11 protein-coding genes are annotated in these 14,849 nt (G+C 43.0%); all 11 read left to right on the forward strand.

Features of this window, described 5'->3' with window-relative positions; genetic code table 11:
• Positions 1–3 precede the first annotated feature (3 nt).
• A complete protein-coding gene (gene murD / locus G399_RS0112335; protein ID WP_244877400.1) occupies positions 4–1,464 on the forward strand; it encodes a UDP-N-acetylmuramoyl-L-alanine--D-glutamate ligase in 1,461 nt (486 codons plus the stop codon).
• Positions 1,464–2,762 (forward strand): cell division protein FtsW, encoded by a 1,299-nt coding sequence (gene ftsW / locus G399_RS0112340; protein ID WP_006015613.1) that lies wholly within the window; start codon positions 1,464–1,466, stop codon positions 2,760–2,762. The genes murD and ftsW overlap by 1 nt, the downstream gene beginning before the upstream one ends.
• The gene (gene murG, locus G399_RS0112345) at positions 2,755–3,957 is read left to right on the forward strand and encodes an undecaprenyldiphospho-muramoylpentapeptide beta-N-acetylglucosaminyltransferase (RefSeq protein WP_006015616.1); all 1,203 of its coding nucleotides are present in this window, start codon (positions 2,755–2,757) and stop codon (positions 3,955–3,957) included. The genes ftsW and murG overlap by 8 nt, the downstream gene beginning before the upstream one ends.
• A gap of 62 nt (positions 3,958–4,019) precedes the next feature.
• The gene (murC, locus tag G399_RS0112350) at positions 4,020–5,450 is read left to right on the forward strand and encodes a UDP-N-acetylmuramate--L-alanine ligase (RefSeq protein ID WP_034897130.1); all 1,431 of its coding nucleotides are present in this window, start codon (positions 4,020–4,022) and stop codon (positions 5,448–5,450) included.
• Complete coding sequence (locus G399_RS0112355; RefSeq protein ID WP_006015621.1) at positions 5,447–6,406, forward strand: D-alanine--D-alanine ligase; 960 nt, start codon at positions 5,447–5,449, stop codon at positions 6,404–6,406. Before murC ends, G399_RS0112355 begins: the two co-directional genes overlap by 4 nt.
• Before the next feature lie 4 nt (positions 6,407–6,410).
• Positions 6,411–7,307: a cell division protein FtsQ/DivIB gene (locus G399_RS0112360; protein WP_006015624.1), complete on the forward strand. Its 897-nt coding sequence runs from the start codon at positions 6,411–6,413 to the stop codon at positions 7,305–7,307.
• 17 nt (positions 7,308–7,324) lie between these two features.
• Positions 7,325–8,554, forward strand: coding sequence for a cell division protein FtsA (gene ftsA, locus G399_RS0112365; protein ID WP_006015627.1), 1,230 nt, complete (start codon positions 7,325–7,327; stop codon positions 8,552–8,554).
• A gap of 75 nt (positions 8,555–8,629) precedes the next feature.
• A complete protein-coding gene (ftsZ, locus tag G399_RS0112370) occupies positions 8,630–9,787 on the forward strand; it encodes a cell division protein FtsZ (RefSeq protein WP_006015630.1) in 1,158 nt (385 codons plus the stop codon).
• Between the two features lie 151 nt (positions 9,788–9,938).
• Positions 9,939–10,853 carry a UDP-3-O-acyl-N-acetylglucosamine deacetylase gene (lpxC, locus tag G399_RS0112375; RefSeq protein ID WP_006015632.1) on the forward strand — a complete coding sequence of 305 codons (915 nt, stop codon included), beginning with the start codon at positions 9,939–9,941 and terminating at the stop codon, positions 10,851–10,853.
• Positions 10,854–11,046: 193 nt separating this feature from the next.
• Positions 11,047–11,919 carry a peptidoglycan DD-metalloendopeptidase family protein gene (locus G399_RS0112380; RefSeq protein WP_006015634.1) on the forward strand — a complete coding sequence of 291 codons (873 nt, stop codon included), beginning with the start codon at positions 11,047–11,049 and terminating at the stop codon, positions 11,917–11,919.
• A 160-nt stretch (positions 11,920–12,079) separates the two neighbouring features.
• Positions 12,080–14,776, forward strand: a complete 2,697-nt coding sequence (gene secA, locus G399_RS0112385; protein WP_006015636.1) for a preprotein translocase subunit SecA — start codon at positions 12,080–12,082, stop codon at positions 14,774–14,776.
• Positions 14,777–14,849: the final 73 nt, after the last annotated feature.

The following is a 14,849-nucleotide window of genomic DNA, read 5'->3' on the forward strand; positions in this document are numbered from 1 at the left end:
GACTTGGCAAATCAGTCAATTGCCGTCATAGGCTATGGTATTACCGGGCGCGCGTGTGTCCGGTTTTTGCTTTCTCAACAGGCAACAGTTTGCGTATTTGACCGTGATGTGAATATTCAAGAAACGGTCAAGAGTGACACCAATGTCAAAGCCGCAGTCTTCGAGCCGGATATGTCTCTATCCTCCTTTTCAATTGTGGTTGTTAGCCCCGGTGTTAGCCCACACTTACCTTGTTTTGCAACTTACCGTGAACAAGGTGGCGTATTAATTGGCGATATTGAATTGTTCGCTTGGTTTAATAAAACACCATTGATTGGGATTACTGGTTCAAACGGTAAGACTACGGTCACAGACATGTTAGGTAAAGTCCTCAACAGCGCGGGTTTACATGTTGAGTTGGCGGGAAATTACGGAAAGTGTGCCGTTGATTTATTACTAGAGCAAGCACACACAGCAACGCCAGCGATGGACATAGTGGTGTTAGAGTTGTCCAGCTATCAATTAGAGATGACCGAATCACTGCAACTTGAGTTTGCCACCATACTTAATATTACCGAGGATCACCTAGACCGTCATGGTAGTTTTGAGGCCTATAAAGCAGCCAAACAACGTATTTTTAATATGGCCAAAAATATCGTCGTTTGCCGAGATGAAGTCTTTAGTTATCCCCTAGCCATGGAATTGAATGAAGTAGGCATTACCAACATGAGCACGCGAATTTGTGCTGAAGTGGGTCTATTGAATAGCCTCACCGGTTATTCGGTTGGCGAAATACTTGTATCTGACTCCTTATCAAATTCAAGTATCGATAGTCGCTCAAGCCATTTGGCGCAGTCCATAGCAGAGCCTTGCATTCAATTTAATGGTTCGGCACTGGTTGCGCTTTCTGACTTACATCTAAAAGGGTCGCATAACTACATTAATATCATGATTGTATTGGCTATTTGTGATCAATTATCACTGGATAGACAGCTTACTATAAAAGCCATTTGTGATTACAAAGGATTACCTCATCGTTTTGAAACGATTAGAGTGTCTACACTTGAGGTTGCTGGTAAAGCCTCAACAATTACATGGATCAATGATTCAAAGTCAACCAATGTAGGCGCATGTCAGGCCGCTTTAGCTTGTTTTACAAAATCCGACGATTATCTTGTCTTAATTGCAGGTGGCGACGCCAAAGGTGTGGATTTGTCGCCTTTGAAAAAAATAATAGATAGCCAAGTAAATCAACTGATTGTGTTAGGCAAAGATGCACACAAATTTATCGAATTAATACCCAATGCAATCCATGTTCGAAATTTACAGGAAGCGGTTGCAACCTCATTGTCACTAATACAGAAAGCCGATCGTGCAAATGCAGTCGTATTGCTTTCGCCGGCTTGCGCAAGTCTTGATATGTTTGTTAACTATCAAGATAGAGGCAACATGTTTGCCAGCGCCGTTAATGAGCAAGTGGCATAATGGCGAACTCTAACTTGCAAACAAGCAATAAATTATCTGCCATGTTTGCTGCTAGACATGACCTATTTGCGGATCAGGATGGAGCGCAACAGCGTCCTTACGATCTTGTTTTAGTCTTAATTACCTTAACTTTGTTTGCGATTGGTTTCGTGATTGTGACCTCGGCGTCAATGCCGATTGCCGAAAGGATGTATGGCAACCCATTTCACTTTGCTATTCGTCATGCTATTTACATCGGTATCGCTATTATTGCGGCCATGATAGTACTTAATTTACCGATGAATTTTTGGCGTGTCGCCAACCCTTATTTACTATTGCTGGCTATCGTGTTGTTGGTCGCAGTCCTTATTATAGGGCGCTCGGTTAACGGCAGTACAAGATGGATTGTTATTGGCCCAGTGACTATTCAAGCAGCGGAACCTGCCAAGCTATTTTTCTTCTGCTATTTAGCCGGTTATTTGGTTAGAAGATACGAAGAAATTAATGAAAATTTTAAAGGCTTCGTAAAGCCTTTGGCTGTTTTTTTCCTACTGGCATTGTTATTACTTAATCAACCTGACTTAGGCACGGTTATTGTCATGTTTGCTACCACAATAGGTTTGTTGTTTTTAGCCGGCGCAAAATTATGGCAATTCTTTGGTTTAGTATTTACTGGGGTGTTAGCGGTTGTTGCATTAATTCTTTTTGAACCTTACCGGGTTAAGCGCGTTACTGCCTTCCTTGACCCTTGGGCCGATCCTTTCGGGTCCGGTTATCAATTAACGCAATCGCTAATGGCATACGGTCGCGGATCTTGGTTCGGACAAGGTTTAGGCAATAGCCTACAAAAATTAGAATTTTTACCTGAAGCGCACACCGATTTTATTATGGCGATTTTAGCTGAAGAATTAGGCTATATCGGGGTCTTGGTAGTGTTATTGTTAATCCTTTCGATGGTCATAAAAGCGCTTCGAATTGGCAACAGAGCGATGACTCAAGAGCGCACTTTCGAGGCATTTTTAGCTTATGGTATTGGTATTTGGTTCAGCTTCCAAACAGTCGTAAATGTGGGAGCAAGTACGGGTATATTACCGACCAAAGGATTAACTTTGCCGTTCGTGAGTTATGGTGGTTCTTCACTCATCGTTATGTCAGTTGCTATTGCCATTCTATTGCGCATCGATTTTGAACTTAGAGTTGATGGTGTGCAAGCACTCAAGCGCGGAGGAAGTAGCAAAAGAACCAATAAAAAAGGCAGTAGTAGAAAAACCGAACAGACAAAAATTAAAGCGGTAGCGGAGGTAACAGAAAATGCGTGATGTTACCGATGTTAGTAAGGTCTTATCAGCAAACCAACCCTTGCTAGTCATCATGGCTGGAGGAACGGGCGGTCATGTGTTTCCTGGCTTAGCTGTGGCAAAAGAAATAACGCGACAGAGTTGGCGGGTTGAATGGTTTGGCAGTGCAGATAAAATGGAAGCAGAGCTTGTTCCTAAAAATGGCTTTGTGATCCATTTCCTTGATGTCAAGGGCGTTCGAGGCAAAGGCATTATCGCTAAACTATACGCTCCTTCTATGTTGATATCGGCTGTTTGGCAAGCTAGAAAAGTACTCAAAACCCTCAATCCTAATGTGGTGTTAGGTATGGGCGGGTTTGCTAGCGGTCCAGGCGGTATTGCAGCTTGGACATTAGGTATTCCTATTGTTATACACGAACAAAATGCGGTGTTTGGTTTGACTAATAAGTGGTTGGCCAAAGTCGCAAAACGTGTGCTTTGTGGTTTCGATTTACGCGCATCTGCAATGGCAAGTCAATCACCTAGTAATGTTGAGTTTGTTGGTAATCCTGTGCGCGCTGAATTTTTTAGTACAACGAAAACTCAACGCCATAATGATACGTTTCGATTTTTGATAGTGGGCGGCAGTTTAGGTGCGTTAGCGCTAAATCAAATAATCCCAGAGGTTATCAATCAACTTCGGAAAAAATACGCCATTAGCGTTGTGCATCAAGCTGGCAAGGGTAAAGCTCAACCGGTGCAACTACAGTATGCACAAATGACCCACAAATCCCAAGCACGTAAGTCTGTAATGGGCAATGAACCAGACCAGAAGCTGAGTAAGCAGTTAGCATCGCAATCAGACAGTACGGTGCTTGAATTTATTGATGATATTCCAGCTCAATTTGCGCAAGCTGATATTGTGATATGCCGAGCAGGGGCGCTTACTGTGGCGGAAGTTGCAGCGACAGAAAGCTGCGCTATTTTTGTGCCTTTACCAATTGCAGTTGATGATCATCAAACTTACAATGCGAGAGCATTGAGTGACAACGATGCAGCAATACTTATTGGGCAAGACAAACTCGCTGATAACTTATATTCACAGCTAGATATGTTGCTGTCAAACCCGCAAAAAATAACAGAGATGGGGCGTAAAGCCAGAGCGCTTTGTATTCAAGACGCCACACTCAAAGTAATTTCTGCCGTAGTGCAGGAAGGCTTGAGGGAGAAATTGTGAGTACTAAAAATAAATTGTCGGCATATTCGACTGCCGAGCAAAACGACAATACTGCAGCATTGATGCCGCACAAAATGCGTCGTGTGCAAAAATTACATTTTATTGGCATTGGTGGTGCAGGCATGGGTGGCATTGCTGAAGTTGTGCTAAACCTAGGCTATCAAGTCTCTGGTTCGGATATGAAGCACAGCAGCATGACTGCTCGCTTGACCAAGCTAGGTGCCGATATTTTTATAGGTCATTCAACTGACAATATAAAACAAGTCGATGCAGTAATTGTGTCTAGCGCAATTAATAAAACTAATCCTGAAATTCAAATTGCTATACAGCAGCGTATCCCAATTATTCGCCGTGCAGAAATGTTAGCAGAGTTAATGCGTTTTCGTTACGGCATAGCTGTGGCAGGAACACATGGTAAAACCACGACCACGAGTTTGATTGCGACTATATTTTCACAAGCGAAATTGGATCCTACCTATGTGATTGGCGGACTGCTAAATAGTGCGGGCACAAATGCAAAATTAGGCGCAAGCAAATATCTTATTGCTGAAGCGGACGAAAGTGACGCCTCGTTTTTGCATTTGCAACCAACACTATCAGTGATCACCAATATTGAAGCGGATCACCTTGAAGCTTATCAAGGTGATTTTTCAAAAATGAAAAATGCGTATGTTGAATTTTTACATAACTTACCTTTCTATGGTTTAGCGGTTGTGTTTGGGGACGACGATGTGGTGCAAGAAATACTACCTAAAGTAGGTCGTAAATACCTGACTTATGGTCAACTGGATGGCAGTGATTATCAGGCAGTTGATGTTGTTTATGAACTTAACTACAGCCATTTTACGGTTAAGCGTAAAGACAAAACTGCACTAAAAGTCAAACTTAGTTTGCCTGGTATTCACAATGTGTTGAATGCGACAGCTGCCATTGCGGTGGCAACGGATGAAGGCATTAGCGATGAAGATATTTTATTAGCCTTGAAAAACTTCCAAGGTATCGGTCGACGCTTTCAAGTGCTTGGGGAATTTAACCAAGACTACGGCAGCACAATCCTGGTCGATGATTACGGTCACCACCCAACAGAAGTGAAAATGACAATTGCCGCAGCTCGTAATAATTGGCCACAAAAACGGGTAGTCATGATTTACCAACCACATAGATATTCACGTACACGGGATTTATACGAGGACTTTGTTGAAGTATTGTCAGAAGTTGATGTGTTATTACTGCTAGATATTTATGCAGCTAGCGAAGAACCTATTGAAGGTATTGACAGCAAATCGTTGTGCCGGTCGATCCGTCAGCGCGGAAAGTTAGAGCCAATTTATGTGAGTTCAGTGCAAAACCTCTACAAAATACTTGCTGATGTCATGACTGATGGTGACGTTCTGTTTGCGCAAGGCGCGGGTAACATTGGTGATATAGCACAATCAATTGCAAGCACTGAATTGAATAAGGCAGCATTGTTGAAAAAGGCAGGCGATGCATGAGTACACAAGTAGTTAGCGCACAAGATATCACTGCGTTTGGCAAGGTGGCCGTGTTGTTTGGTGGAAATTCTGCGGAGCGTAAAGTGAGCTTGGCGTCGGGCACAGCCGTGCTTAATGCGTTGCAAAGCGCAGGCATAGACGCGCATAAATTTGACCCAGCAGAAAATCCCATTGGGGATTTGGTGTTATCAGGTTTTGATCGCGCATTTATTATTTTGCATGGCCGAGGCGGAGAAGACGGCAGTATGCAAGGTGCACTGCAGCTACTCGGCATTCCTTATACCGGAACCGGTGTATTGGGTTCTGCATTAGCCATGGACAAGGTTTTTTCAAAACAAGTTTGGTCTGCGCTAGGGCTTCCGACTGCGCGTTACAAAGTGGTAACAAAGGCCAGAGTTAATTCAGCTACAAAACCTGATTATGCTGAGATTTTAGCGCAGTTATCGGGTGTCGCTATGGTTAAACCTGCTCGCGAAGGTTCGAGTATTGGTATGGCCAAGGTGGAGGACGCCCAAGAGCTTGAAAATGCGGTGCAGCTAGCGCTTGAATATGACGACGATGTTTTGGTTGAAGAATATATTAATGGTCCTGAATACACAGTTACTATTTTAAATGGTGTTGCGCTACCTTCAATTCGCATGGCAACACCACATGTTTTTTATGACTATGATGCCAAGTACAATGATAAAACAACCGAGTATCATTGTCCTAGTGGCTTGGATGATGCTACCGAAAAACAGATTGGCGAGCTTTCGCTAAATGCATTTTATGGCCTTTCTGGCAGAGGTTGGGGAAGAGTAGATTTGATGCAAAATGAGCTTGGCGTCTTTATGCTGTTGGAATCAAATACAGTGCCGGGCATGACCGAAACAAGTTTAGTGCCAAAGGCTGCTAAACAAGCCGGTCTGAGTTTCGAACAACTTGCATTGCAAGTACTAGCGTCGAGTCTGGAGTAACTAAGTGACAAAGGGCGATTTAAAAGCACAAGGACACAATGTTCGCAAACATGCTCCGAGCACTGGTGAAATTGTTCACAGCCCAAGCACAGTGAAATCTAAAAAGGCAGACGATGCATTTATCGATGACACAGACCCATTTGATAATGACGATAGAACGGGTGAAACTCAAGAGCCAAATAGACTTGTCGGTTTTGTTGTTTTTGTGTTCGTCATGGCGGGTTTTATTTATGCTGCAATACACCTTATACGATGGCTTGAAGATGAACAGCAATTGCCAGTTCAAAAAGTGATTTTTAGTGGTCAGAGAAGCGTTTTAGTCGACTCACAAATGGAAGCGCTTATTCGGAACAAGCAAAAAGGCAGTTTTTTCGCACTGGACGTCAATAAAGTGCATCAACTTTTGGAGGATATGCCTTGGGTATACAGGGCATCAGTGCGCAAACGCTGGCCGAGCAGCTTGCATATTTATTTAGTCGAACAAGCGCCTGTGGCGATTTGGAATGATGATCTTTTATTGAATACGCAAGGCGATATTTTTGATGGCGGTGATGTAAACAAAAAATTACCGCAATTATTTGGGCCAGGCGGCAGCGAAAAAACAGCATTAGCCGGATTTAAAGCGATGCAGTCATTATTAAGCTCAACTGGACTGACAATTAATGAGCTGTTTTTGAGTGAAAGGTTCGCTTGGAGAGTCGAATTAAGCAACGGAATACGACTAAATATCGGGCGTCAGCAGTTTATCGATAGATTGCAAAATTTTATTGATGTTTTTCCGCTATTAGAGGCGCAAAATAAGGCGATTAATTACATAGATTTGCGGTATGATATTGGACTTGCAGTGGGCTGGCAAAAAAACAGTAAAAAAGAACAAGAAATTAGACAAAATAATGACTAAAATGAGTGATAAGAAACATGTCTAAAGCTACAGAAAGAGACCTCATTGTCGGTTTAGACATCGGAACCAGCATAATCAAAGCTATAGTCGGCGAATTACTCGACGACGACAGTATTAGTATTATTGGCGTTGGTACGCACAAGTCCCGCGGTATGGATAAGGGTGGTGTGAACGACTTGAACCTCGTTGTTCAGTCAGTAAGACAAGCGGTTAATGAGATGGAATTGATGGCCGACTGCAGTGTATCTTCAGTATTTATGTCAATTTCAGGGCGTCACGTTCAGTGTCAAAATGAGAGTGGGATGGTGCCTATCAACAACCAAGAAGTAACCCAAGACGATGTGGATAATGTTATTCACGCCGCGCGTTCAGTGCCAATGGCGGCTGAACGTAAGTTACTTCATGTGCTACCACAAGAATTTGTTATCGATGTGCAAGAAGGAATTAAAAATCCAATAGGCATGTCGGGTGTAAGAATGGAGGCCGCGGCTCACATTATTACCTGCGCCGAAGATATGGCTAAGAACCTGGTTAAATGCGTAGAAAGTTGTGGTTTGAGCGTCGACCAAACCATCTTTTCAGCGCTGGCTTCTAGTTATGCGGTTCTGACCGATGATGAACGTGAATTAGGTGTCTGTGTGGTCGATATCGGTGGCGGTACGATGGACATCGTTATTTATACTGACGGTGCTATCCGGCATACCGCCGTTATTCCATTGGCAGGTAATCAAATAACTAGCGATATTGCAAAAATCTTCCGCACGCCGATGAGCAATGCGGAAGACATTAAAATCAAATATGCATGTGCACTGAAAGACATGGTGAGCATGGAAGAAAGCATCGAAGTACCTAGTGTTGGAGGTCGACCGGCAAGAGTCATGTCCCGTCACACGTTGGCTGAGGTAATTGAACCAAGATACCAAGAGCTATTTGAATTAGCTTATGAGCAAATCAAAGCCAGCGGTTTAGAAGAACAAATTGCCGCAGGCCTTGTCATTACCGGCGGAACAGCCAAAATGGAGGGTGCAGTAGAGTTTGCAGAGGAAATATTCCAAATGCCAGTAAGGGTCGGAAAGCCTCATTCAGTCAAGGGTTTGGCTGAATATGTTGACGATGCTTGTTTTGCTACAGCAGTGGGTCTGTTACAGTATGGTAAGCAAAATATAAACAATAAAAGAACGTCTTCAAAGAAAGGCGAAGAAAGCGTGTTAAAACGCATCCAAAGCTGGTTTAAGGGCGAATTTTAGGGGGCCTTTAAGCGCTAAAACAATATGAAACCGACATAAAAAAACAAATAGGTTTCAGTATACCGGAGAAGCAGAATGTTCGAATTAATGGACAGTCAAAGCGACGAAGCCGTCATTAAAGTAGTTGGCGTCGGAGGAGGCGGTGGTAACGCCGTCGAATATATGGTTAAGCAAATGATCGAAGGCGTAGAATTTATCGCCATGAATACCGATGCGCAGGTATTGAAGACGTCAAGTGCTCACATTAAACTACAAATTGGTAACGAGGTTACTAAAGGCCTAGGCGCAGGCGCAGATCCAAACGTCGGCCGTGAGGCTGCTCAAGAAGATCGTGAAAAAATCCGTCAAACGCTGGAAGGCGCGGACATGGTATTTATTACGGCCGGCATGGGCGGTGGCACAGGCACAGGCGCGGCACCAGAAGTCGCCAGGATCGCGAAGGAAATGGGGATATTGACCGTTGCGGTTGTCACTAAACCTTTCCCATTTGAAGGTAAAAAGCGTTCTGACTTTGCTAATCAAGGTATTGCCGAGCTATCCAAGCACGTTGATTCATTGATTACGATCCCGAATGAAAAACTATTGAAAGTAATGGGCAAAGGTACGCCTTTACTGCAAGCTTTCATCGCCGCTAATGACGTCTTGCGCGGCGCTGTTCAAGGTATCGCTGAGCTTATTACTCGCCCAGGTTTGATTAACGTTGATTTCGCCGATGTGAAAACAGTCATGTCAGAAATGGGCACGGCAATGATGGGAAGCGGTGTTGGTCGGGGTGAAGACAGAGCAGAAGAAGCTGCAGAAGCTGCAATTGCTTGTCCTCTTCTAGAAGACATAGACTTGTCAGGTGCACGCGGCATATTAGTTAACATCACTGCCGGGTTAGACTTTGCTATCGATGAGTACGAAATCATAGGTAATGCTGTCAAAGCATTTGCTTCTGAAAATGCGACTGTTGTTGTTGGTACCGTTATCGATCCAGAACTGACTGATGAAGTTCGCGTCACTGTGGTTGCAACTGGTATTGGTGCAGAACGTAAGCCTGATATTAGTTTAGTTAATGACAATGCGCGCGTGAGTGCCGTTGGCAGAGACTATGGTAGCAGTTCCAGAGAGCATAGATCGACAGGTGGTACCGACGGTAACCAAGCGCTTAAGTTAGATGACGAAGCGCAACCAAGTAATGAATTAGAGTATCTTGATATTCCGGCATTCTTGAGAAAGCAGGCTGATTAGAACGATTAACTATAATTAGACCCGCGTTTAATTATAGTGGTCTGAACAGTCTGTTTTTTAAAAAAAAAGCTTGAAATATTGCAACTCTTTGACAATGAACCGGTTGAGTAATATAATACGTGCCGATTTTTGGTTTGGTAAATAAAACAAAATGATAAAACAACGTACTATTAAAGAGTCTGTTAAAGAAACCGGTATCGGTTTGCACAAGGGGCGCAAAGTCACAATGACTCTTCGGCCTGCACCTGCAAACACGGGTATCGTCTTCCGTCGTGTTGATTTACAGCCGCACGCAGACATTCAAGCCAAGGCTAACGCCGTTGGAGATACAACGTTGTGCACATGTATCACAAACGCCGATGGTCACTCAATTCATACCGTAGAGCATTTAGCCTCTGCGTTGTCTGGTCTTGGTATCGATAATATTATTGTTGAAGTGGATAGTCACGAACTGCCGATTATGGATGGTAGTGCCTCTCCTTTTATCTTTCTGTTGCAAACTGCCGGGGTACAGGAACTAGATGTTCCTAAAAAATTCATTAAAGTAATAAAAACTGTGCGCGTTGAAGACGGCGATAAGTGGGCTGAATTTAGACCCCACGACGGATTCAAAGTGAATTTTGAAATTGACTTTGAACATCCTGCTATCGCAGCCAGCAGGCAAAAAATAGAATTAGACTTTTCGGTTGACTCTTATGTTGATGAAGTCAGTCGAGCTAGAACTTTTGGTTTCATGAAAGATTTAGAGTTCATGAATTCGATGAATCTAGCCTTGGGTGGTAGCATGGATAATGCAGTTGCGCTTGACGAATATCGAGTGATAAACCCAGAAGGACTGCGTTGCAGTGATGAATTCTTAAAGCATAAAATATTAGACGCGGTTGGTGACCTTTACTTAGGCGGACACAGTCTTATAGGTGAGCTTGTTGCATACAAAACAGGACATGGTTTAAATAATAAGTTATTAAATGCTATACTTGATGACGTTACTGCTTGGAAGTACGTGGAGTTCGAAAATGAAGACAGTTTACCCATCCGGTACATTGAACCTTCTTTGGCATTCTGATTATCTTCTTATATCTTCTGGTGTAGCGAGGTGACTACTACAGGGTCGCTTTAGGTATTAAAATGGATAAGTATGTGTGCTTACAAAATGTATCCTTGTGCCGATAACAGGGTTAGACTACCGATATCAGGGTTATATTACCGTCAGTTTTACGGCGTTAATTTAACAGATGTACAACCACAATAGGGTAATAATGAGCTTTACGATACTTTATAAAGGCAAAAACCGCAGGTTTGTGAAGCGGATATCTGCTCGTAAATTGCTAAGCGTGTCTGTAATAGCTTCTATTGTTTTCCTTATTTCTAGCCGCTCCACCGAATCTGTCTACGAAAATCACGTTCGCGTTAATGTTGTAAAGACAGGATTAGAGCAACAAGCCAAATTAGTTGACCAACTGAAAACAAATACCCTAGAGCAAGTAGGCGGTATCGTTAATCAGGTGGCTATCATGCAAAATCGAATTAATAAGATGGAGTTGCTGACGGCGACCATGGCTGAAAATGCCGGTCTTAACAAAGAAGACTTTACTTTGAGCGAAGAAATGCAAACGCTTGATGCCTCCGAATCTTCTTTAACAAATCAAATAAATAAAATGGCTGAGACCTTAGATTTTAAAATTCAGCAACTCACAGCCCTTGAATCTCTGATGATGGGCCTCAATATAGAAAGAGAGAGCGAGTTAGCGGGACGTCCGCTCGGTAAAGGTTGGTTGTCATCTTATTATGGTGTTCGCAAAGACCCATTCACTGGCCGCCCAGCTATGCATAAAGGCATAGACTTTGCGGGCAAAGAAGGTGAAGACGTTATTGCAACAGGTGCTGGTGTGGTGACTTGGTCGGGCAGCAGATATGGATATGGAAACTTAGTTGAAATTGATCACGGAAACGGTTTAAGAACAAGATATGGTCACAATGCCAAGTTAACAGTTGTAGTTGGTGACGTTGTCACTAAAGGTCAGGGTATCGCATTAGTCGGTAATACTGGTCGTTCAACAGGCGCCCACGTGCACTACGAAGTTCTAAAAAACGGTCAACAGGTTGATCCACTGCCATTCATCTATCGCTAAAAGAACTGATTTTCAGTTTTCTCCGGTCCACTAAACCCTCTGACTCATTAATAATAGCTCAGTAGTGTGCTAAGATTATTTAGTACATGTAGTTTATTCGCCACATAATTGTTATTATGTAATGCGTTTTATTTTAGTCATTTTTGGAAAATCAAATAGCATGTTTGCAGGCACCTTAAAAAAAGTATTTGGCAGTCGTAACGACCGTTTACTAAAAAAATTAAAAAAGACAGTTGTTGTTGTTAACGGATACGAGAAAGCATTCGAAGCGCTATCCGACAATGAATTGAAAGGTAAAACAGCGATATTTAAGGAGCGCCTGGAAAAAGGTGAGTCGACTGATGCTATCGCTGCTGAAGCTTTTGCTGTAGTCAGAGAAGCCAGTAAACGCGTATTCGGTATGCGTCACTTCGATGCACAAATGAAAGGTGGCTTGGTTTTACACCAAGGTAAAATTGCCGAAATGCGCACCGGTGAAGGTAAAACCCTCACATCAACACTACCCTCTTATCTAAATGCAATTTCAGGCAAAGGTGTACACGTTATTACCGTGAATGACTATCTTGCCAAACGAGATGCTGACTGGAGCAGACCCCTTTTTGAATTCTTAGGGTTAACTGTCGGTTGTAATATTCCAGGTCTGAGTCCTGCTGAAAAAAGTGCTGCTTATGTGGCTGATATTACCTACGGTACCAATAACGAATTTGGCTTTGATTATCTTCGCGATAATATGGCATTCAGCCCGCAAGACCGGGTTCAGCGCGGATTGCATTTCGCCGTTATCGATGAAGTCGACTCAATCCTTATTGATGAAGCTAGAACGCCACTTATTATTTCAGGCGCAGCGGAAGATAGTTCTGAGGCATACCGAAAAATTAATCTTATTATTCCTGAATTACAAGAACAGGAAAAAGAAGATGAAGAAGACAACATCGGTGACGGTCACTACACCATTGACGAGAAAGCGAAGCAAATTCACTTGACCGAAACAGGTCAAATTTTTGTCGAAGAATTGCTACAAAAATACGAAATATTGGGCGCAGAAGAATCTCTATTCGCAGCTGCTAATATCTCGTTGTTGCACCATGTTAATGCTGCATTACGTGCTCACAAATTATTTTCCAAAGACGTCGATTATATCGTTAAAGGTGACGACATTATTATTGTCGACGAGCATACAGGTCGGACGATGGAAGGACGTCGTTGGTCTGAAGGTTTACATCAAGCTATTGAAGCTAAAGAAGGTGTCAACATTCAAAATGAAAACCAAACATTAGCGTCAATCACGTTCCAAAACTATTTTCGTATTTACGATAAGCTATCCGGTATGACCGGTACTGCTGATACTGAAGCCTTTGAGTTTCAATCGATTTATGGCTTAGAAACAGTCGTTATCCCTACCAATCAGCCAATGGTACGGGATGATAGAGCGGACAAAATTTATCTCACCACTGAAGAAAAATACGATGCTATTGTGCTGGATATTCAGGGCTGCGTTGAACGCGGTCAACCGACGTTAGTTGGTACTGTGTCAATTGAAAACTCTGAATTGCTTTCCAATATATTGAAAAAGTCAAAAATCGTACACAAAGTATTGAATGCCAAATTTCATGAACATGAAGCCGATATCGTTGCCAACGCAGGTATGCCAGGGCAAGTGACTATTGCAACCAACATGGCAGGACGTGGCACAGATATTGTGTTGGGTGGTAACTTACAGGCTGAAGTCGATAAGCTAAAAAACCCAACTGAGAAGCAACTCGAGCATCTCAAAGCAGAGTGGAAGAAGCGTCACGATGCTGTGCTAGCGTCGGGTGGCTTGCACATTATCGGCACTGAACGTCATGAGTCGCGTCGTATTGATAATCAGTTGCGCGGTCGTTCTGGGCGTCAGGGTGATGCCGGCTCCTCACGCTTCTATTTATCACTTGATGACGCATTGATGCGCATATTCGCCTCTGAAAAGATGGGCAATATGATGAAGCGTTTAGGCATGGAGAAAGGCGAGTCAATCGAACATCCTTGGGTATCACGTGCGATTGAAAACGCACAGCGCAAAGTAGAAGGTCGCAATTTCGATATTCGTAAGTCATTGCTTGAATACGACGACGTAGCGAATGACCAACGCGGTGTTATTTATGAACAACGAAACGAATTATTAGACGACGGTAACATTGGTTCAATGATTGCTAACATTAGAAAAGACGTTGTATCACAGGTAATTAACCAATATATAGCACCACAATCTTTAGATGAGATGTGGGATATTAAAAGTTTAGAAGAGCGTCTCAAGAGCGACTTTGCGGTCGACTTACCCGTGCAAGAATGGCTTGATAACGACGATAAATTATTTGAAGAAACAATCAGAGAGCGTATTTACGACGAGATCGTAAAAGCCTATGAGTTAAAGGAAAAAACGGTAGGTGCAGACGTTATTCGGAATTTCGAGAAAGCCGTTATGCTGCAAAGCGTGGATAGTCTATGGAAAGAACATTTAGCGGCAATGGATCATTTACGCCAAGGTATTCATCTGCGTGGCTACGCTCAGAAAAACCCGAAGCAAGAATATAAGCGTGAATCCTTCGAATTATTCTCACAAATGCTAGACACTCTGAAAGTTGATGTAATCACTATTTTAAGTCGTGTGCAAGTGCAACAACAAGCGGATGTAGAGGCGGTAGATGAACAGCGACGCGCAGCCGAAGTTGAGAAGAAGTTTGAACATAAATCGGTGACTGAGCCTGATGCTCAAAAGCCAGATTCTGTGCAGCGTTCAGGCCCTAAAGTAGGGCGGAATGATGCATGTCCTTGCGGCTCTGGTAAAAAATATAAACATTGTCATGGTAAGCTGTCTTAATAAGCTCTTTTGACGAGCTCTTTTGACAAGCTCTCTTGACAAGCTCTCTTTACAAGCTCTGACGGACATCAGA

The organism is Brumicola pallidula DSM 14239 = ACAM 615, assembly GCF_000428905.1.
In the GTDB taxonomy this organism is placed as follows: domain Bacteria; phylum Pseudomonadota; class Gammaproteobacteria; order Enterobacterales; family Alteromonadaceae; genus Glaciecola; species Glaciecola pallidula.